Source organism: Pseudomonas sp. GCM10022186 (genome assembly GCF_042656385.1).
In the GTDB taxonomy this organism is placed as follows: Bacteria; Pseudomonadota; Gammaproteobacteria; order Pseudomonadales; family Pseudomonadaceae; genus Metapseudomonas.
The window spans coordinates 307,243-323,603 of the sequence record NZ_JBHSOU010000002.1 but is presented as its reverse complement, the minus strand read 5'-3'; the positions used below and the strand labels follow the sequence as shown (position 1 = coordinate 323,603).

Sequence of the window (16,361 nt, the reverse complement as noted above, 5' to 3'; positions counted from 1 at the left end):
TGCAGGCGGCCTGCCCGGTAGCCTTGGCTGCCGGCAGGCCTCCGCATTGTATCGCCCGCGATGTCGCCGACTTGAGCGGCAACGGAATCAGGCGGGTTCGGGTTGGAGGATGGTGCGCAGGGCCTGGACGTGTTCGGCGGCGTCGAGACCAAGGCTGGTCAGGTAGCCGCCGTCGGCCTGGGTGATAAGGCCTTTCTGGTGCAGTCGCATCACCGCGGCCTGGGCCTTGGGATTGGCGCTGTTGTGGACCTTGATGCCCTCCTGGGTGTTGTCCAGGTTGAACAGGGCCAGCAGTTCGAATTCGGCGATGAGTTCGGGGGTGAAGACCATGGTCGCTCCTTGTTCTTGTCGTACTGCGGAGGTCGGCGGATGCCGGCCGGAGTCATGGGGATGTAGGCGAGGTCAGGCCTGATCTTCCGGCAGGTCCGGCAGCGCCCGCAAGGCCTTTTCGTACCATTCGTTGTCGAAGGGCCGGTCGGCCGCGAGCATGGCGTCTATCTCGTGGGCCAGCACCAGCGCCATCAGCTGGAGGATTTCCTCGCGCTCGTAACCCACCAGGGTCAGCTTGTTGAAGGTGGCGCGGGCGGCAGGCGGCTCGCCGGCCTCGATCTGGTTCTCGATGGCCTGGATCAGGGTGGCTTCGGCGAAGGCTTCTTCGCCGTCATCAATGTCGTCGGTCATGGCGGGGTTCCTGTCATCGGCGAAGCCGGGCGGCGCATGCAGGCGCCGCCCGGTGGGCGGTCAGCGCGCGGCGAGCAGGTCCTTGCCGCGCTGGACGGCGGCACGCACCTGGTTCGGCGCAGTGCCGCCGATGTGGTCGCGGGCGTTGACCGAGCCTTCCAGGGTCAGCACGGCGAAGACGTCGTCGCCGATCTGGTCGCTGAACTTGCGCAGCTCGTCCAGGCTCATCTCGGCCAGGTCCTTGCCGGTGTCCACGCCGTACTTCACTGCATGGCCGACGATTTCGTGGCAGTCGCGGAAGGGCAGGCCCTTGCGCACCAGGTAGTCGGCGAGGTCTGTGGCGGTGGAGAAGCCGCGGCGGGCCGCCTCGCGCATGATCTCGCGCCTGGGCTTGATGGCCGGGACCATGTCGGCGAAGGCGCGCAGGCTGTCGCGCAGGGTGTCGGCGGCGTCGAACAGCGGTTCCTTGTCTTCCTGGTTGTCCTTGTTGTAGGCCAGTGGCTGGCCCTTCATCAGGGTCAGCAGGCCGGTCAGGGCGCCGAACACCCGGCCGGACTTGCCGCGCACCAGTTCGGGCACGTCGGGGTTCTTCTTCTGCGGCATGATCGAGGAGCCGGTGCAGAAGCGGTCGGGCAGGTCGATGAACTGGAACTGGGCGCTGGTCCAGAGCACCAGCTCTTCGGAGAAGCGCGACAGGTGCATCATCGCCAGGGAGGCGGCGGCGCAGAATTCGATGGCGAAGTCACGGTCGGACACGCCATCCAGGGAGTTGCCGCCGACGGCGTCGAAGCCCAGCAGCTGGCAGGTGATCTCGCGCTGGATCGGGTAGGTGGTGCCGGCCAGGGCGGCCGAGCCCAGCGGCATGCGGTTGACCCGCTTGCGGCAGTCCACCAGGCGCTCGTGGTCGCGGCTGAGCATTTCGAACCAGGCCAGCAGATGGTGGCCGAAGGTCACCGGCTGGGCGGTCTGCAGGTGGGTGAAGCCGGGCATGATGGTATCGGCTTCCGCCTCGGCCAGACCCAGCAGGCCCTGCTGCAGGCGGGTTATTTCACCGAGGATGGTGTCGATTTCGTCGCGCAGCCAGAGGCGGATGTCGGTGGCCACCTGGTCGTTGCGGCTACGCCCGGTGTGCAGCTTCTTGCCGGTGACACCGATGCGGTCGGTCAGGCGCGCCTCGATGTTCATGTGCACGTCTTCCAGGTCCACGCGCCAGTCGAAGCTGCCGGCCTCGATCTCGCCCTGGATCTGTTTCAGGCCGTCGATGATGGCATCGCGTTCCGCCTCGCTGAGCACACCGACCTGTGCCAGCATGGTGGCGTGGGCGATGGAACCCATGATGTCGTGGCGGTACAGGCGCTTGTCGAAGTCAACGGACGCGGTGAAACGGGCGACGAAGGCGTCGACGGGCTCGCTGAAGCGGCCACCCCAGGACTGGTTGGTCTTGTCGGTGCTCATGGGTTCACTCGATGCGGAAGGTGAAAGAAAGCCGATGGGCCGGAAAATACCGTCGATAATAACAGTGTTGCCGGAAAAACCGGCGCGGCCTGTCCGGTCGGGGGCGAGGCAGTTTGCCGGGGTCTTCACGGAAGTGCCGCGGGATTGATGGTTCAGTACAGGCTTTTGCCCGGCGGCCCCGGCTTGTCGCCTGCCGGGCCTTTGGGGATGTGTCCGGGATGCAGCAGAGCCTGACCAAGAAAGCGCGTTCGAAAAGCGCCAACGACGACTTCTTCCTGCCCGAGCTCTGCCTGCCCGAGGCCCTGCTCGGGCTGGTGCTGCTGGCGGAACTCCTGGTGCTGGTACTGGTGCTGGCCGAGCCCATGCTGCCCAGCTTCAACTGGGTGCGCCTGGCGCTGACCTCGCTCTTCGTGCAATGGATAGTGCTGCTCTCCGCCGCGCTGCTGTGCCAGCTGCGGCCCTTGCTGGCGCGCCTGCGCGCCTCCCTGGCCGGCGGCCTCTGCTGCGCCCTGGTGGTTGGGCTGACCCTGGCCGGCACCGCGGTGGCGGACTACTTCGACCTGGGCGGGCCGCTGCCGCGCGACGGCGAGGTCAATCTCTACCTGCGCCATGGCCTGATCAGCCTGATCATGTCGACGCTGCTGCTGCGCTATTTCTACCTGCAGAGCCAGTGGCGCAAGCAGCAGCAGGCCGAACTCAAGGCGCGCATCGAGTCCCTGCAGGCGCGCATCCGTCCGCATTTTCTCTTCAATAGCCTGAACAGCATCGCCAGCCTGGTGGTGATCGATCCGGACAAGGCGGAGCAGGCGGTGCTCGACCTGTCCGACATTTTCCGTGCCAGCCTGGCCAAGCCCGGCACCCTGATCGATTGGGGCGAGGAACTGGAGCTGGCGAAACGATATCTCTCGATCGAGCAATATCGTCTCGGAGAACGGCTACAGTTGGAGTGGCAGGTGGAAGAAGTACCGGAAGATCTGCCCATCCCCCAGTTGACGCTGCAGCCCTTGCTGGAGAACGCCCTGATCCATGGCATCCAGCCGCGCATCGAAGGGGGGCTGGTACGAATCGAAGCGGATTATCGCGAAGGCATGTTCCGCCTCTGCGTGAGCAACCCTTACGAGGAGGTCCAGGGGCAGTCGCCCTCGCGTGGTACCCAGCAGGCTCTGCGCAATATCGACGCGCGCCTGACGGCACTTTTCGGGCCGCGGGCAAGTCTCAGCGTGGAGCGCCGTGACGGCCGCCACTTCACCTGTCTACGCTATCCTTGTGCGAGACTCACGCAGGAAGCCCGTGCGATATGAATGTCCTGATCGTCGACGATGAACCCCTAGCCCGCGAGCGCCTCAGCCGCCTGGTTGGCGACCTCGAGGGGTACCGTGTCCTGGAGCCTGCCGCCAGCAATGGCGAGGAGGCACTCACCCTGATCGACAGCCTCAAGCCGGATGTGGTCTTGCTGGACATCCGCATGCCCGGCCTGGACGGGCTGCAAGTGGCGGCCAGGCTATGCGAACGCGAGGCGCCGCCGGCGGTGATCTTCTGCACGGCCCATGACGAGTTCGCCGTGGAGGCCTTCCAGGTCAGCGCCGTCGGCTACCTGGTCAAGCCAGTGCGCTCCGAATCCCTGGCCGAGGCGCTGAAGAAGGCGGAGCGTCCCAACCGTGTGCAACTCGCTGCGCTGACCCGCCCCGCTGCGGTCAGCGGGAGCGGTCCCCGAAGCCACATCAGTGCCCGCACCCGGAAAGGGATCGAACTGATTCCCCTGGACCAGGTGATCTTCTTCATCGCCGACCACAAGTACGTGACCCTGCGCCACGAACACGGCGAAGTGCTGCTGGACGAGCCGCTCAAGGCGCTGGAAGACGAGTTCGGCGAGCGATTCGTGCGCATCCACCGCAACGCCCTGGTGGCGCGCGAGCGCATCGAACGCCTGCAGCGCACCCCTCTGGGGCATTTCCAGCTCTACCTCAAGGGCATGAACGGGGAAGCCCTGACGGTCAGTCGCCGCCATGTCGCCGGCGTACGCAAACTGATGAACAACCTGTAGCGGGCTGCCGCCAGTCGGCCCGCTTTCCGTCCATTGCGTTTATTCGCAAGCCGGTGTCGTTCCGCGACAACCGCCCGCGCCCCCGCAAAGCGCGGGCCTGTTATGATTCCGGACATCACCGTTTCCGGAAGTGATCATGTCCCGCGAGATCCGCATCGCCACCCGCAAGAGTGCCCTGGCCCTGTGGCAGGCCGAATATGTCAAAGCCCGCCTGGAAGAAGCCCACGCCGGCATCAAGGTCAGCCTGGTGCCCATGGTCAGCAAGGGCGACAAGCTGCTCGATGCGCCCCTGGCGAAGATCGGCGGCAAGGGCCTGTTCGTGAAGGAACTGGAAACCGCCCTGCTGGAGAACGAAGCCGATATCGCCGTGCACTCCATGAAGGACGTGCCCATGGACTTTCCCGAAGGCCTCGGTCTCTATTGCATCTGCGAGCGCGAGGACCCGCGTGACGCCTTCGTCTCCAACCGTTTCGACAGCCTCGATGCGCTGCCCGCCGGCAGCGTGGTCGGCACCTCCAGCCTGCGCCGCCAGGCCCAGTTGCTGGCCCGCCGGCCGGACCTGAAGATCCAGTTCCTGCGCGGCAACGTGAACACCCGCCTGGCCAAGCTGGATGCCGGCGAGTACGACGCCATCATCCTCGCCGCCGCCGGCCTGATCCGCCTCGGCTTCGAGGATCGCATCCGCTCCTCCATCAGCGTCGAAGACAGCCTGCCCGCCGGCGGCCAGGGGGCCGTGGGCATCGAGTGCCGTACCGCCGACAGCGAGATCCACGCCCTGCTGGCGCCGCTGCACCACCAGGCAACCGCCCTGCGTGTCACCGCCGAGCGCGCGATGAACAAGCGCCTCAACGGCGGCTGCCAGGTGCCCATTGCCTGCTACGCCGTGCTCGAAGGCGACCAGCTCTGGCTGCGCGGCCTGGTGGGCCAGCCCGATGGCGGTCATCTGCTGCGCGCCGAAGCCCGTGCCGCGGCTGTTGACGCCGAGACTCTCGGCGTCAAGGTCGCCGACGATTTGCTGGAGCAAGGCGCCGAGGAAATCCTCAAGGCCGTCTATGGCGAGGCCGGTCACCCGTGACGGGCTGGCGGTTGCTGCTGACGCGCCCCGTCGAGGAGTGCGAAGCCCTGGCCGCTGCCCTGGCCGAACAGCAGGTCTTCAGCAGCAGCCTGCCGCTGCTGACCATCGAGCCCCTCGTGGAATCGCCCGAGCAGCGCGGCATCATCCTCGAGCTCGACCGTTATTGTGCGGTGGTGGTGGTCAGCAAGCCGGCGGCGCGTCTCGGCGTCGACCTGCTCGACCGCTACTGGCCGCAGCCACCGGCCGGGCAGCACTGGTTCAGCGTCGGCGCCGCCACCGGCACCCTGCTGGAAGACTACGGCCTGCCCACATCCTGGCCAGCCGCCGGTGACGACAGCGAAGCGCTGCTGGCGCTGCCGCAATTGGCCGAAGCCCTCTCTGTGCACGATCCCAGGGTGCTCATCATGCGCGGCGAGGGTGGCCGAGAATTCCTCGCCGAGCGCTTGCGCGGCCAAGGCGTAGCGGTCGACTATCTGGAACTCTACCGGCGCTGCCTGCCGGACTACCCGGCGGGCACCCTGGCTCGCCGGGTCGAGGCGGAGCGCCTGAATGGCCTGGTGGTCAGCAGTGGCCAGGGCCTGGAAAACCTCCAGCGCCTGGCCGGCGACGCCTGGGCCGATCTGGCGCGCCTGACCCTGTTCGTACCCAGTCCGCGCGTGGCCGAGCAAGCCATCGACGCGGGCGCGAAGAATGTTGTGGATTGCCGTGGTGCCAGCGCCGCGGCCTTGCTGGCGGCGCTCAGGCAGTATCCGGCGCCGGCCCTCTGATGCGAAGGATGTGGATACGTGAGCGAAGCAGAAGCCCCGAAACAAGAGCAACACACCCTAGCCGCCGAACCCGTCACCCCCGCCACTGCCGCGCCTGCCCCCCGTGGTAACGGCCTGGCCCTGTTCGCCCTGCTGCTGGGCGCTGCCGGCATCGCCGTCGGCGGCTGGGGCCTGTGGCAGGTGCGCAGCCTTGAGACCCGTGATCAGCAGCAGCTCAGCATGGTCGAGGACGCTCGTGGCCAGACCCGTGCCCTGGCCCAGCGCGAACAGCAGCTCACCCAGCGTCTCGAGGAACTGCCCAGTGCCGCCGAGCTGGACGAGCGTCGCCGTTTGCTGACCGATCTCCAGGGCGACCAGCAGCAACTGCGCCAGCGCCTGGAAACCATCCTGGGCGCCAGTCGCAAGGACTGGCGCCTGGCCGAGGCGGAGCATCTGTTGCGTCTGGCCAGCCTGCGTCTCTCGGCGTTGCAGGACATCTACAGCGCGACCGCGCTGGTGCAGGCCGCCGACGATATCCTTCGCGAACAGGACGACCCCGCTGCCTACGCGGCCCGCGAACAGCTGGCCAAGAGCCTGGTGGCCCTGCGCAGCACCCAACAGCCGGATCGCACCGGCCTGTTCCTGCAGTTGGGCGCCCTGCGCGACCAGGCCGCGCAACTCAATCCCCTGGTGCCGGCCTTCGAAGACAAGGGCGGGGTGCTGATGGACATGGCCGCCGAAGGCGATGGTCGCAGCAGCTGGTCCGAGTGGCTGGAGAAGCTCTCCCATTACTTCCGCATCCAGCTCGATGCCGACCAGGACATCAAGCCGCTGCTGGCCGGACAGAGCCTGTCCCAGGTCCGCCTCGCCCTGTCGCTGGCCCTGGAGCAGGCCCAATGGGGTGCCCTGCATGGCCAGACCCAGGTCTACCAGCAGTCCTTGCGCCAGGCTCGTGACGTGCTCAATGGCCACTTCAACGAAGAGAACCCCGACAGCCGCGCCCTGCTGATGCGACTCGACGAACTCGCCGGCCAGCCGGTGGAAGTCCAGGCGCCCGACCTCGCCCCCGCGCTGAGCGCACTGCAGGCCTACCTGCAGCGCACCCCGGGCGCGGCCGCCGCTGAAGCCGGGGAGCCGGATGCCGCCGAGCCGGCCAAGGAGGCCGGCCAATGAAGCGCCTGTTCAAGGTCCTGCTGATCCTCCTGGTGATAGGTGCCGCCGCGACCCTCATCGGCATGGCCGTGGCCCAGCACAAGGGCTATGTGCTGGTGGCCTACAAGGGCTTCCGCTACGAATCCACGCTCTGGGCGACCCTGGCGTTGCTGGCGGTACTCTGGCTCCTGTTCGCCGGCCTGCGCTATCTGCTGCGATTGGTGGTGATGTCTGGTGGGGTGGTCAATCCCTGGTCGCGGCGCAATGCCCGCCGCCGGGCCCGGCTGGCGTCCGAGCAGGGCCTGCTGGACCTGGCCGAGGGTCGCTGGGCGCGGGCCCTGCGCCATCTAAAGCGCGCCGCCGAAGGCGATCCGCAGCCGCTGATCTACTACCTGGGCGCCGCCCGCGCCGCACAGAAGATCGGCCAGACCGAAGAAGCCGAACGGCTGCTGGAGCGCGCCCTGGAGCGCCAGCCCCAGGCCGAACTGGCCATCGCCCTGGCCCATGCCGAACTGCAGCTGGACCGGGGTGAATCGGACCAGGCCCTGGAAACCCTCAAGGCCGTGCAGGAACGTCACCCGCGTCACCACCAGGTGCTGCGCCAGCTGTTGCACCTGCACGAGGTGCGCGACGACTGGGCGTCCCTGGTCGGTCTGCTGCCGACCTTGCGCAAGGAAAAGGCACTGCCGGAAAGCCAGCTTGCCGAACTGGAGTTGCGCGCCTGGAGTGCGCGCTTGCACCAGGCTGGCGAGGAGGGCCTGAACGAGGGCGAAACCGCCCTGCAACCCTTGACGCGTGCCTGGCAGCAGCTATCCGCTGCGCAGCGCAACGAGCCGCGCCTGGTGCTGGCTTTCGCCGAACAGCTGCGCCGCCTGGGCGCCGAGGAAGAGGCCGAGGAAGCCGTACGCAGTGCCATCAAGCGAGGTCACGACGACGCCCTGGTGCGGCTCTATGGCCTGCTGCGCGGTCGCGATCCGGCTCGTCAGCTGCAGACCGCCGAGGGCTGGCTCAAGGAGCATGCCGGCGACGCCACGCTGCTCCTCACCCTGGGCCGCCTGTGCCTGCGCAATCGCCTCTGGGGCAAGGCGCGGGAGTATTTCGAGCACAGCCTGGGCTTGCGCCGCGACCCCGAAACCTGCGCCGAGCTGGCCCGCCTGCTGGCGCAGATGGGCGAGGTGGAACGCAGCAACCAGCTGTTCCAGGAGGGCCTGGGCCTGCTCGACCAGCGCCTGCCGACCTTGCCCTTGCCGGCCGAGAAGATCGCCTGACGGAAGAAGGCCCGGGAAATCCCCGGGCCTTTTTCGTTGCCCTCCTGCACGGTGGCTACAGTTCGTAGATGGGTCGAGCTGCAGAGGGACCTTGCAGGGGCGAATTCATTCGCCAAGGACAGCGCAGCTGTCCCCCGGCCAGTCGGCCGGGCATCGCAGCCTGCGACTCAGTTCGCCTGCGGTCCCACGTAGTCGATGCGGTAAATGGCGCCGGCGTAGTCATCGCTCACCAGCAGTGCGCCGTCCGGCGTCACCAGCACGTCCGCGGGCCGTCCCCAGACATCGCCGTCCTCGAGCCAGCCTTCGGCGAATACGCTCTGGCGCTTCAGGCTGCCGTCCTCATTCAGTTCGACCCGTTTGATGCGGTAGCCGATCTTCTCGCTGCGGTCCCAGGACCCGTGCTCGGCGATGAACAGGTTGTTGCGGTAGTCGGCAGGAAACTGGCTGCCGGTGTAGAAACGCAGGCCCAGCGGCGCCACATGGGGCCCCAGCTTGGCCACCGGGGCGACGAATTCGCTGCAGGGGCGTCCGGAGAATTTCGGGTCCGCCACGTCGCCGGCGTGGCAGTAGGGGAAGCCGAAATGCTGGCCGGGTTTCTCCAGGCGGTTCAGCTCGCAGTCGGGTACGTCATCGCCCATCAGGTCGCGGCCGTTGTCGCTGAACCAGAGTTCGCCGGTTTGCGGGTGCCAGTCGAAACCCACGGTATTGCGTACGCCCCGCGCCACCAGCTCCAGGCCGCTGCCGTCGGCGTTCATGCGGTGGATGGCGGCGTAGACTTCGGGGTCCTCGTCGCAGATGTTGCATGGCGCGCCCACGGGCACGTAGAGCTTGCCGTCGGGGCCGAAGGCGATGAACTTCCAGCCGTGGTGCGTCTTGCGGGGAAAGCCGGCGAACACCACCTCGGGCTCGGGAGGCGAGTCGAGCCGCGACTCTATGTCGCGCAGACGCAGGATCCGGCTGACTTCGGAGACGTAAAGATCACCATCCTTGTAGGCCACACCAACAGGCAGCTGTAATCCGCTGGCAATGGTGCGGACTGTCCCCCTCGCCGGGTCCAGCGCATAGACCTTGCCCGCGGCGTTGCTGCCCACGAAAAGCGTGCCGCGCTTGCCCCAGGCCATTTCCCGGGCATTGGGCAACTGGTCGCTCAGAAGCGTGATGCGAAAGCCCTCGGGAAGTTTGATGCGCTCCAGCGGCAGGGCCGCATCGGCCAGCCAGGGCAGCATGAGCAGGAACAACAGGAGCAGACGGTGCATGGGATTCCCCTCCGGACAGGCAATCTCCTCCAGCCTAGACGGTCGCCTTGAAAGGCCCCTGTCCTTTCCACTACCGTAACGCCCTTCTCGACAATCCAACGGAGCCGCCATGTCTCTGGCCAGCCCGCGTTCACTGTTCCTGCTCGCCTTCCTCGCTTGCGTCGCCGTCATGGGCGGTGCGCTGTATCTCGAGCACGCCCTCGGTCTCGAGCCTTGCCCGCTGTGCATCGTCCAGCGCATTTTCATCATCGCCTTCGGCATCGTCTGCCTGATCGCCGCACTGCATGGCCCGGAGCGCACCGGGCAGCGCGTCTACGCGGTGCTGGCCCTGCTGTTCGCTGCCGGCGGCGCCGCCACCGCCGGACGCCAGGTCTGGTTGCAGAGCGTGCCGGCCGACCAGCTTCCGGCCTGCCTGCCGAGCCTGGATTACATGATGGAAGCCTTGCCGTTCCAGGACATCGTCAAGCTGATGCTGCACGGCACCGCCGATTGTGCGGAAGTGACCTGGACCCTCTTCGGCATGAGCATCCCCGAGTGGAGCCTGCTGGCCTTCGCCGGTTGCATCCTCTTCTCGCTCTACCAGTTGCTGCGCCGCGCCTGAGCGAGCGGGGCGCATGGCGTGCCCACGCGCCTCTGGCACAATGCGCCACCGCCGGTTTCCGCACCGCGTCCTACTGCGCCAACAGGTCGCGCCCCCGCCAGGCCTCAGGCCAGACGGGCCGTGGTCTATCGTTCAAACGCCTGTATGAATTTTTTCCCGCCAGTGCCTTGATGGCACTGCGCGGCGGGCATAATCTGGCCCGCACGCGCCGCCGGAATATTGCCGTTTTAGCGGCGCCTTCCCAAGATCTTGCACCGGTCGACAAAAAACCGTCTCGGAGCAGACGTATAACGGCATTACCGAATTAGGGAAGTGAGGTCGTCACCATGCTCGAAAGTTGCCAGAACGCTCAGGAACGTTGGGGTGGCGTGCACCAGCTGATCGACCGCTGGTTGCAGGAACGCCATGAGCTGGTCCGCGTCTACAGCTCGCTGAGCGAAAAGCCCCAGGCCCCCAGCGCCAACGCAGAAGGGCTGCAAAGGTTTTGTGAGGTCCTGCTGGACTACGTTTCCGCGGGACATTTCGAGGTCTACGAGCAACTGCTCAACGAGGCGAAAGCGTTTGGCGACCAACGCGGCCTCGACCTCGCCAAGCAAATCTATCCGCGCATCGAAGCCATCACCGAAGTCGCACTGGCCTTCAACGACCGCTGCGACAACGGCGATTGCCGTGACCTCAGCCTGAGCAGCGAGCTCAATCAACTCGGGCAGTTGCTCCACGAACGCTTCGAGCTGGAAGACTGCCTGATCGAAGTGCTGCACAACGCCCACCAGGGTCAGGCGCCTCTACCGGCCTGATTCCCTGTCCTGCCGGCACTGGAATCGGGGGAGTCTCGTCCCGCTGAATCCCCGATTCCAGAGCCTTCCTGGCGTTGCCAAGCGGTCGGCGCTGACAGGGTTCCCCGGCCTCGCAGTTCCGGGTCCGGATCGCAACGCGGAACCCTGCACCGGCAATCAGTCGCAGAGCCTGGGCGGGCGGAATGGCGCGGCCTCTGGCGACTCGCGAAACAGGCGACTAGTATGGGCCAAATAACGCCCGCCAGGAGGCATATCATGTCGGCCAAGAAGAAGCCCGTAAGCACCCCGCTGCACCTGTTGCAACAGCTTTCCCACAGCCTGCTCGAACACCTCGAAAAAGCCTGCGCCCAAGCTTCGGTCGACGCCGAAAAGCTGCTGACCAAGTTGGAGAAGCAACGCGGCAAGACCCAGGAGAAACTCCACGCCGCGCGCACCAAGCTGCAGGACGCCGCCAAGGCCGGCAAAGCCAAGGCGCAAGCCAAGGCCAAGGACAGCATCGGCGAACTCGAGGCCATGCTGGACACCCTGAGAAATCGCCAGGCCGAAACCCGCACCTATATCGCCCAGCTCAAGCGTGACTCCCAGGAGAGCCTGAAGCTCGCCCAGGGCGTCGGCAAGGTACGTGAAGCCGCGAGCAAGGCCCTGGGCAGCCGCGAGGCCAAGCCTGCTGCGAAGCCGGCCGCGAAAGCCGTAGCCGCCAAGCCTGCTGCGAAGCCGGCCGCGAAAGCTGCAGCCGCCAAGCCTGCTGCGAAGCCCGCCGCGAAAGCTGCAGCCGCCAAGCCTGCTGCGAAGCCTGCCGCGAGAGCCGCAGCCGCCAAGCCCGCTGCGAAGCCGGCCGCGAAGGCCGCAGCCGCCAAGCCTGTTGTGAAGCCTGCCGCGAAAGCCGCAGCCGCCAAGCCTGCTGCGAAGCCCGCCGCGAGAGCCGCAGCTGCCAAGCCCGCTGCGAAGCCGGCCGCGAAGGCTGCAGCCGCCAAGCCTGTTGCGAAGCCTGCCGCGAAAGCCGCAGCCGCCAAGCCTGCTGCGAAGCCCGCCGCGAAAGCCGCAGCTGCCAAGCCAGCTGCCAAAGCTGCCGCGAAGCCTGCTGCTAAAGCCGCTGCCAAACCTGCAGCCGCCAAGCCCGCTGCCAAGCCGGCTGCCAAAGCTGCGGCCAAGCCCGCCGCGAAGCCGGACACCGCTGCGAAGCCTGCTGCGGCAAAGAAACCGGCTACCAGGCCCGCCGCGAAGAAAACCGCTCCGGCCACGCCGGCTGCCGCCCAGCCCGCCGCTCCGGCAGCGGCCGCCAAACCGGCCGTCGCTGCTCCGGTCGCGCCGACTGCTCCGACCCCCGTTCCGGCCGCCGCACCGGTCACCAGCGTGGCACCGACCGGCAGCAACAGTGCTGCCCCGACCTCGCCGTCGAACTAAAGCGCCAGGGCCGCGACGCGCAAGAGATCGAGCGCGTCGCGGTCAGCTCCTTCCAGCCCTGGACAGCTGCCCAGCAACCAGGCTTCGACCTGCTCCACGCCGGCCCCCGTCCAGCCATCGGTGGCACCTTCCAGCTTTGCCAGCAACTTGCGTTCGGCTTCCAGTTCCAGTGCCTTGATCTGCTCTCGCAGCCCCGCCAGCGCCTGATCGTCCTGCGCCTGTGCCCGCCAGTTCTGGCGCAACGAGCGCAGGGGCTCCACCACCTGTTCCTGCCAGGGCTCGCAAACCTCCTTCAAGCTGTCCAGGCGGGACGCATCGAACGTCGCGCCGCGCCGTCCCAGCCAGCAGGCGGTGAGCAGCAGGCAGACGTCGGCGCCCCCATCCTGCAGGCGCAGGCAGGCCTGCTCGACACCGGGTTCCCCATAGAGGCGCAGGGCAAAAGTCCACAGGTCTGAAGGCATGGCACTCCTCGGGCGGCGGGGCGGCGAAGCTGATAAACTCCGCCGCCATCATGATCCGACTGCAAAATCTCACTCTACAGCGTGGTCCTCAACGCCTGCTAGAAGGCGCCGAGCTGACCCTGCACGCCGGCCAGAAGGTCGGCCTCATCGGCGCCAACGGTGCCGGCAAATCCAGCCTGTTCGCCCTGCTGCGCGGCGAGTTGGGGCCGGATGCCGGCGACTGCCTGCTGCCCGCCGACTGGCGCATCGCCCATATGCGCCAGGAAGTGGACAACCTCGAGTGCCTGGCCGTGGACTATGTGCTCGATGGCGACCAGCACCTGCGCCGTGTGCAGCGTGAACTGGCGGCTGCCGAGGCTGGGCACGACGGCACCGCCATCGCTCGCCTGCACATCGAACTGGACAGCGCCGACGGCTACACCGCCGATGCCCGCGCGCGCAAGTTGCTGGCCGGCCTCGGCTTCACCGCCGAGCAGATGGACCGCCGCGTCGGCGACTTCTCCGGTGGCTGGCGGATGCGCCTGAACCTCGCCCAGGCACTGATGTGCCCGTCCGAGCTGTTGCTGCTCGACGAACCCACCAACCACCTCGACCTCGACGCCATCCTCTGGCTCGAAGAGTGGCTCAAGGGTTATCCCGGAACGCTGCTGCTGATCTCCCACGACCGCGATTTCCTCGATTCGGTGGTGGACAACGTCGCGCATCTCGAACAGCAGAAACTGACCCTCTACCGCGGTGGCTACTCGGCCTTCGAGCGCACCCGTGCCGAACGTCTGGCGCAGCAGCAGCAGGCCTACGAGAAGCAGCAGGCGCAGCGTGCGCACATGGAAAAGTACATCGCCCGCTTCAAGGCGCAGGCGACCAAGGCCCGTCAGGCGCAGAGCCGGATCAAGGCCCTCGAGCGCCTGGAAGAACTGGCGCCGGCCCATGTGGATTCGCCCTTCGACTTCAGCTTCCGCGAGGCCGACAAGATTTCCAGCCCGCTGCTGGACCTGTCCGAAGGCCGACTCGGCTATGGCGACAAGACCGTGCTGCAGCAGGTCAAGTTGCAGCTGGCGCCGGGGGCGCGCATCGGCCTGCTCGGCCCCAATGGCGCGGGCAAGTCGACCCTGATCAAGACCCTCTCCGGCGATCTCGAACCCCTCGGCGGACGCCTCGCCCGCGGCGAGAACCTGGCCATCGGCTATTTCGCCCAGCACCAGCTGGACGCCCTCGACGCCAAGGCCAGCCCGCTGCTGCACCTGCAGCGCCTCGCTCCCGCCGAGCGCGAGCAGACCCTGCGCGACTTCCTCGGTGGATTCGACTTCCGTGGCGACCGCTGCGATGAGGCGGTGGCCAACTTCTCCGGTGGCGAGAAGGCGCGCCTGGCCCTGGCGTTGATCGCCTGGCAGAAGCCCAACCTGCTGCTGCTGGACGAGCCCACCAACCACCTCGACCTGGAAATGCGCCTGGCCCTGACCATGGCCCTGCAGGATTTCGCCGGCGCCGTGCTGGTGGTGTCCCACGACCGCCACCTGCTCAAGAGCACCACCGACGAATTCCTCCTGGTGGCCGACGGCCGCGTGCAGGGCTTCGACGGCGACCTCGACGACTATGCGCGCTGGCTGGTGGACTACCGCGCGCGCCAGGCGCCCGTGGCCAGTGCGCCGGTGAACCCGGACAAGACCGACAAGCGCGCCCAGCGCCAGGCCGCCGCCGCCCTGCGCCAGCAGCTGGCCCCGCACAAGAAGGAAGCCGACAAGCTGGAGAAGGACCTGGGCAAGGTGCATGAGCAGTTGGCCGTCATCGAGGAACGCCTGGGCGATTCCGCCCTCTACGAGGCGGCGCGCAAGGATGAACTGCGTGACCTGCTGGCCGAGCAGGCACGCCTGAAGGGCCGCGAGGCCGAACTGGAAGAAGCCTGGCTCCTGGCCCTGGAAACCCTGGAGGAACTGCAGCGGCAACTGGAGGCCGCGGACTGATGGATGACCTGCAACTCCTGACCGCCTGGAGCGAGCCGCTGATCCGCGCCGCCCAGGTGCTGCTGATCATCCTGCTGGCGTGGCTGGTGCAACGCATCGTCACCCGCGGCATCACCCGCCTCGGCCAGCGTTATCCACAGCTGCCGCCGGAACTGATGATGCCCCTGCGCGGCCTGTTGCGCTGGATGATCCTCGGCAGCGCCTTCATGCTGGTGCTGGAGCGCTTCGGCGTGTCGGCGGAGGTCCTCTGGACCGCCCTGACCGGCTTTGCCGCCGTCGCGGCGGTGGCCTTCTTCGCCATCTGGAGCGTGCTCTCCAACATGTTCTGCGCGGTGCTGATCTTCTCCCTCGGCCCCTTCCGCATGGGCGACCGCGTGGAGGTGGTGGAAAGCGCCGACAAGCAAGGCGTGAAGGGCAGGGTGATCGCCATCAACCTGTTCTACACCACCCTCGAAGACCTCAGCGAAGAGAATCACGGCGCCCTGGTGCAGGTGCCCAACAGCCTGTTCTTCCAGAAGGCGGTACGCCGCTGGCGCTGATGGTACTGTGCAGCGCCGGTGCGAAGGGGTAGGCTCTGCGGCCTGCCCCTTTTTCCTTTCCGAGGTATCCGCCATGGCGCTCGAGACCTGGCTCGCTTTCCTGATCGCCTGCTGGGTGATCAGCCTGTCACCGGGTGCCGGTGCCATCGCTTCCATGTCCTCCGGCCTGCAATACGGCTTCTGGCGCGGCTACTGGAACGCCCTCGGCCTGCAGCTCGGCCTGGCCCTGCAGATCGCCATCGTCGCCGCCGGCGTCGGCGCCATCCTCGCTACCTCGGCCCTGGCCTTCAGCCTGATCAAGTGGTTCGGCGTGGTTTACCTCGTCTATCTGGCGGTCAGGCAATGGAAGGCGCTGCCCAGCGACATGGCCGACGATTCCGCCGAACGCCCCATAGGTCGCCCGCTCACCCTGGTGCTGCGCGGCTTCCTGGTGAACTTCAGCAACCCCAAGGCGATCGTCTTCATGCTCGCCGTGCTGCCCCAGTTCATCGACCCCCACGCACCGCTGGTGGAGCAGTACCTGGTGATGGGCGCCACCATGATCACCGTCGATCTCATCGTCATGGCCGGCTACACCGGGCTGGCCGCCCGCGTCCTGCGCCTGCTGCGCACCCCGCGCCAGCAGCGGGTGATGAACCGCGGTTTCGCCGCCCTGTTCGTCGGCGCCGCGGCGCTGCTGGCCACGGTTCGCCGCGCGCCGGTCTGAGACCCGTGCCTGTCGGCGGGCGCCCGCCCGCCGACGTCCTTCCCGCCCGCCGGACGCTTTCCTGCGCCCGCCGAACCTGCCCGATGCCAGAGGTCCGTCGGACCCTTCCGCAGCCTCTCTCGGCAAAGTGGCGCGATGCGGAATCGCGTTCGGGGGTTGAGCTCGATCGTTAGGAGGGTAACAATTCCACTCCCCATTCTCATTTGAGATTGAAT

Annotated in this window: 17 protein-coding genes; 12 read left to right on the top strand and 5 right to left on the bottom strand. The window is 67.1% G+C overall.

Annotation, left to right across the window (positions count from 1 at the left end):
• Positions 1-87: 87 nt before the first annotated feature.
• The 3 genes from ACFPU0_RS02170 to argH all read right to left on the bottom strand — a co-directional run bounded on the left by ACFPU0_RS02170 (position 88) and on the right by argH (position 2,136).
• Entirely contained in the window at positions 88-330 is a 243-nt protein-coding gene (locus ACFPU0_RS02170; protein WP_280286804.1) for a TIGR02647 family protein, read from the bottom strand.
• 72 nt (positions 331-402) lie between these two features.
• Positions 403-681, bottom strand: a complete 279-nt coding sequence (locus ACFPU0_RS02165; RefSeq protein WP_377691144.1) for a hypothetical protein — start codon at positions 679-681, stop codon at positions 403-405.
• Positions 682-741: 60 nt separating this feature from the next.
• Positions 742-2,136 (bottom strand): argininosuccinate lyase, encoded by a 1,395-nt coding sequence (argH, locus tag ACFPU0_RS02160; protein ID WP_377691143.1) that lies wholly within the window; start codon positions 2,134-2,136, stop codon positions 742-744.
• 218 nt (positions 2,137-2,354) lie between these two features.
• Here argH and ACFPU0_RS02155 point away from each other — a divergent pair, with 218 nt between their 5' ends.
• The 6 genes from ACFPU0_RS02155 (at position 2,355) to ACFPU0_RS02130 (ending at position 8,421) form a co-directional block, all read left to right on the top strand.
• Positions 2,355-3,437, top strand: a complete 1,083-nt coding sequence (locus tag ACFPU0_RS02155) for a sensor histidine kinase (RefSeq protein WP_377691142.1) — start codon at positions 2,355-2,357, stop codon at positions 3,435-3,437.
• Positions 3,434-4,180 carry a LytR/AlgR family response regulator transcription factor gene (locus ACFPU0_RS02150; RefSeq protein ID WP_377691141.1) on the top strand — a complete coding sequence of 249 codons (747 nt, stop codon included), beginning with the start codon at positions 3,434-3,436 and terminating at the stop codon, positions 4,178-4,180. The genes ACFPU0_RS02155 and ACFPU0_RS02150 overlap by 4 nt, the downstream gene beginning before the upstream one ends.
• Positions 4,181-4,313: 133 nt before the next feature.
• A complete protein-coding gene (hemC, locus tag ACFPU0_RS02145) occupies positions 4,314-5,255 on the top strand; it encodes a hydroxymethylbilane synthase (protein WP_377691340.1) in 942 nt (313 codons plus the stop codon).
• Positions 5,252-6,022 carry a uroporphyrinogen-III synthase gene (locus tag ACFPU0_RS02140; RefSeq protein ID WP_377691140.1) on the top strand — a complete coding sequence of 257 codons (771 nt, stop codon included), beginning with the start codon at positions 5,252-5,254 and terminating at the stop codon, positions 6,020-6,022. Before hemC ends, ACFPU0_RS02140 begins: the two co-directional genes overlap by 4 nt.
• 18 nt (positions 6,023-6,040) lie before the next feature.
• The gene (locus ACFPU0_RS02135; protein ID WP_377691139.1) at positions 6,041-7,174 is read left to right on the top strand and encodes a uroporphyrinogen-III C-methyltransferase; all 1,134 of its coding nucleotides are present in this window, start codon (positions 6,041-6,043) and stop codon (positions 7,172-7,174) included.
• The gene (locus ACFPU0_RS02130) at positions 7,171-8,421 is read left to right on the top strand and encodes a heme biosynthesis HemY N-terminal domain-containing protein (protein WP_377691138.1); all 1,251 of its coding nucleotides are present in this window, start codon (positions 7,171-7,173) and stop codon (positions 8,419-8,421) included. Before ACFPU0_RS02135 ends, ACFPU0_RS02130 begins: the two co-directional genes overlap by 4 nt.
• Before the next feature lie 167 nt (positions 8,422-8,588).
• On the opposite strand, the gene ACFPU0_RS02125 is transcribed toward ACFPU0_RS02130, so the two are convergent.
• Positions 8,589-9,677: a PQQ-dependent sugar dehydrogenase gene (locus ACFPU0_RS02125; protein WP_377691137.1), complete on the bottom strand. Its 1,089-nt coding sequence runs from the start codon at positions 9,675-9,677 to the stop codon at positions 8,589-8,591.
• A gap of 109 nt (positions 9,678-9,786) precedes the next feature.
• On the opposite strand from ACFPU0_RS02125, the gene ACFPU0_RS02120 reads away from it, so the two are divergent.
• From ACFPU0_RS02120 to ACFPU0_RS02110, 3 genes are all read left to right on the top strand, one after another.
• Complete coding sequence (locus ACFPU0_RS02120; protein ID WP_377691136.1) at positions 9,787-10,278, top strand: disulfide bond formation protein B; 492 nt, start codon at positions 9,787-9,789, stop codon at positions 10,276-10,278.
• Positions 10,279-10,604: 326 nt separating this feature from the next.
• Complete coding sequence (gene rsd, locus ACFPU0_RS02115) at positions 10,605-11,075, top strand: sigma D regulator (protein WP_377691135.1); 471 nt, start codon at positions 10,605-10,607, stop codon at positions 11,073-11,075.
• 255 nt (positions 11,076-11,330) lie between these two features.
• The gene (locus ACFPU0_RS02110) at positions 11,331-12,479 is read left to right on the top strand and encodes an AlgP family protein (RefSeq protein WP_377691134.1); all 1,149 of its coding nucleotides are present in this window, start codon (positions 11,331-11,333) and stop codon (positions 12,477-12,479) included.
• Here the strand turns inward: ACFPU0_RS02110 and ACFPU0_RS02105 are convergent.
• On the bottom strand, positions 12,476-12,940 hold the full coding sequence (locus ACFPU0_RS02105; RefSeq protein WP_377691133.1) for a TIGR02444 family protein: 465 nt from the start codon (positions 12,938-12,940) through the stop codon (positions 12,476-12,478). The genes ACFPU0_RS02110 and ACFPU0_RS02105 overlap by 4 nt on opposite strands.
• Before the next feature lie 50 nt (positions 12,941-12,990).
• Here ACFPU0_RS02105 and ACFPU0_RS02100 point away from each other — a divergent pair, with 50 nt between their 5' ends.
• From ACFPU0_RS02100 to rhtB, 3 genes are all read left to right on the top strand, one after another.
• On the top strand, positions 12,991-14,901 hold the full coding sequence (locus tag ACFPU0_RS02100) for an ATP-binding cassette domain-containing protein (RefSeq protein WP_377691132.1): 1,911 nt from the start codon (positions 12,991-12,993) through the stop codon (positions 14,899-14,901).
• Entirely contained in the window at positions 14,901-15,440 is a 540-nt protein-coding gene (locus ACFPU0_RS02095; protein WP_377691131.1) for a mechanosensitive ion channel domain-containing protein, read from the top strand. Before ACFPU0_RS02100 ends, ACFPU0_RS02095 begins: the two co-directional genes overlap by 1 nt.
• 73 nt (positions 15,441-15,513) lie before the next feature.
• Complete coding sequence (gene rhtB, locus ACFPU0_RS02090) at positions 15,514-16,146, top strand: homoserine/homoserine lactone efflux protein (protein ID WP_377691130.1); 633 nt, start codon at positions 15,514-15,516, stop codon at positions 16,144-16,146.
• The last annotated feature ends 215 nt before the right edge of the window (positions 16,147-16,361 follow it).

Coding starts and splice junctions, on each gene's coding strand:
- ACFPU0_RS02105 (WP_377691133.1), bottom strand. CDS start 12,940: ATGCCTTCAGACCTGTGGACTTTTGCCCTGCGCCTCTATGGGGAACCC.
- ACFPU0_RS02170 (WP_280286804.1), bottom strand. CDS start 330: ATGGTCTTCACCCCCGAACTCATCGCCGAATTCGAACTGCTGGCCCTG.
- ACFPU0_RS02130 (WP_377691138.1), top strand. CDS start 7,171: ATGAAGCGCCTGTTCAAGGTCCTGCTGATCCTCCTGGTGATAGGTGCC.
- ACFPU0_RS02125 (WP_377691137.1), bottom strand. CDS start 9,677: ATGCACCGTCTGCTCCTGTTGTTCCTGCTCATGCTGCCCTGGCTGGCC.
- ACFPU0_RS02150 (WP_377691141.1), top strand. CDS start 3,434: ATGAATGTCCTGATCGTCGACGATGAACCCCTAGCCCGCGAGCGCCTC.
- ACFPU0_RS02120 (WP_377691136.1), top strand. CDS start 9,787: ATGTCTCTGGCCAGCCCGCGTTCACTGTTCCTGCTCGCCTTCCTCGCT.
- ACFPU0_RS02155 (WP_377691142.1), top strand. CDS start 2,355: ATGCAGCAGAGCCTGACCAAGAAAGCGCGTTCGAAAAGCGCCAACGAC.
- rhtB (WP_377691130.1), top strand. CDS start 15,514: ATGGCGCTCGAGACCTGGCTCGCTTTCCTGATCGCCTGCTGGGTGATC.
- ACFPU0_RS02100 (WP_377691132.1), top strand. CDS start 12,991: ATGATCCGACTGCAAAATCTCACTCTACAGCGTGGTCCTCAACGCCTG.
- ACFPU0_RS02095 (WP_377691131.1), top strand. CDS start 14,901: ATGGATGACCTGCAACTCCTGACCGCCTGGAGCGAGCCGCTGATCCGC.
- ACFPU0_RS02110 (WP_377691134.1), top strand. CDS start 11,331: ATGTCGGCCAAGAAGAAGCCCGTAAGCACCCCGCTGCACCTGTTGCAA.
- argH (WP_377691143.1), bottom strand. CDS start 2,136: ATGAGCACCGACAAGACCAACCAGTCCTGGGGTGGCCGCTTCAGCGAG.
- rsd (WP_377691135.1), top strand. CDS start 10,605: ATGCTCGAAAGTTGCCAGAACGCTCAGGAACGTTGGGGTGGCGTGCAC.
- ACFPU0_RS02165 (WP_377691144.1), bottom strand. CDS start 681: ATGACCGACGACATTGATGACGGCGAAGAAGCCTTCGCCGAAGCCACC.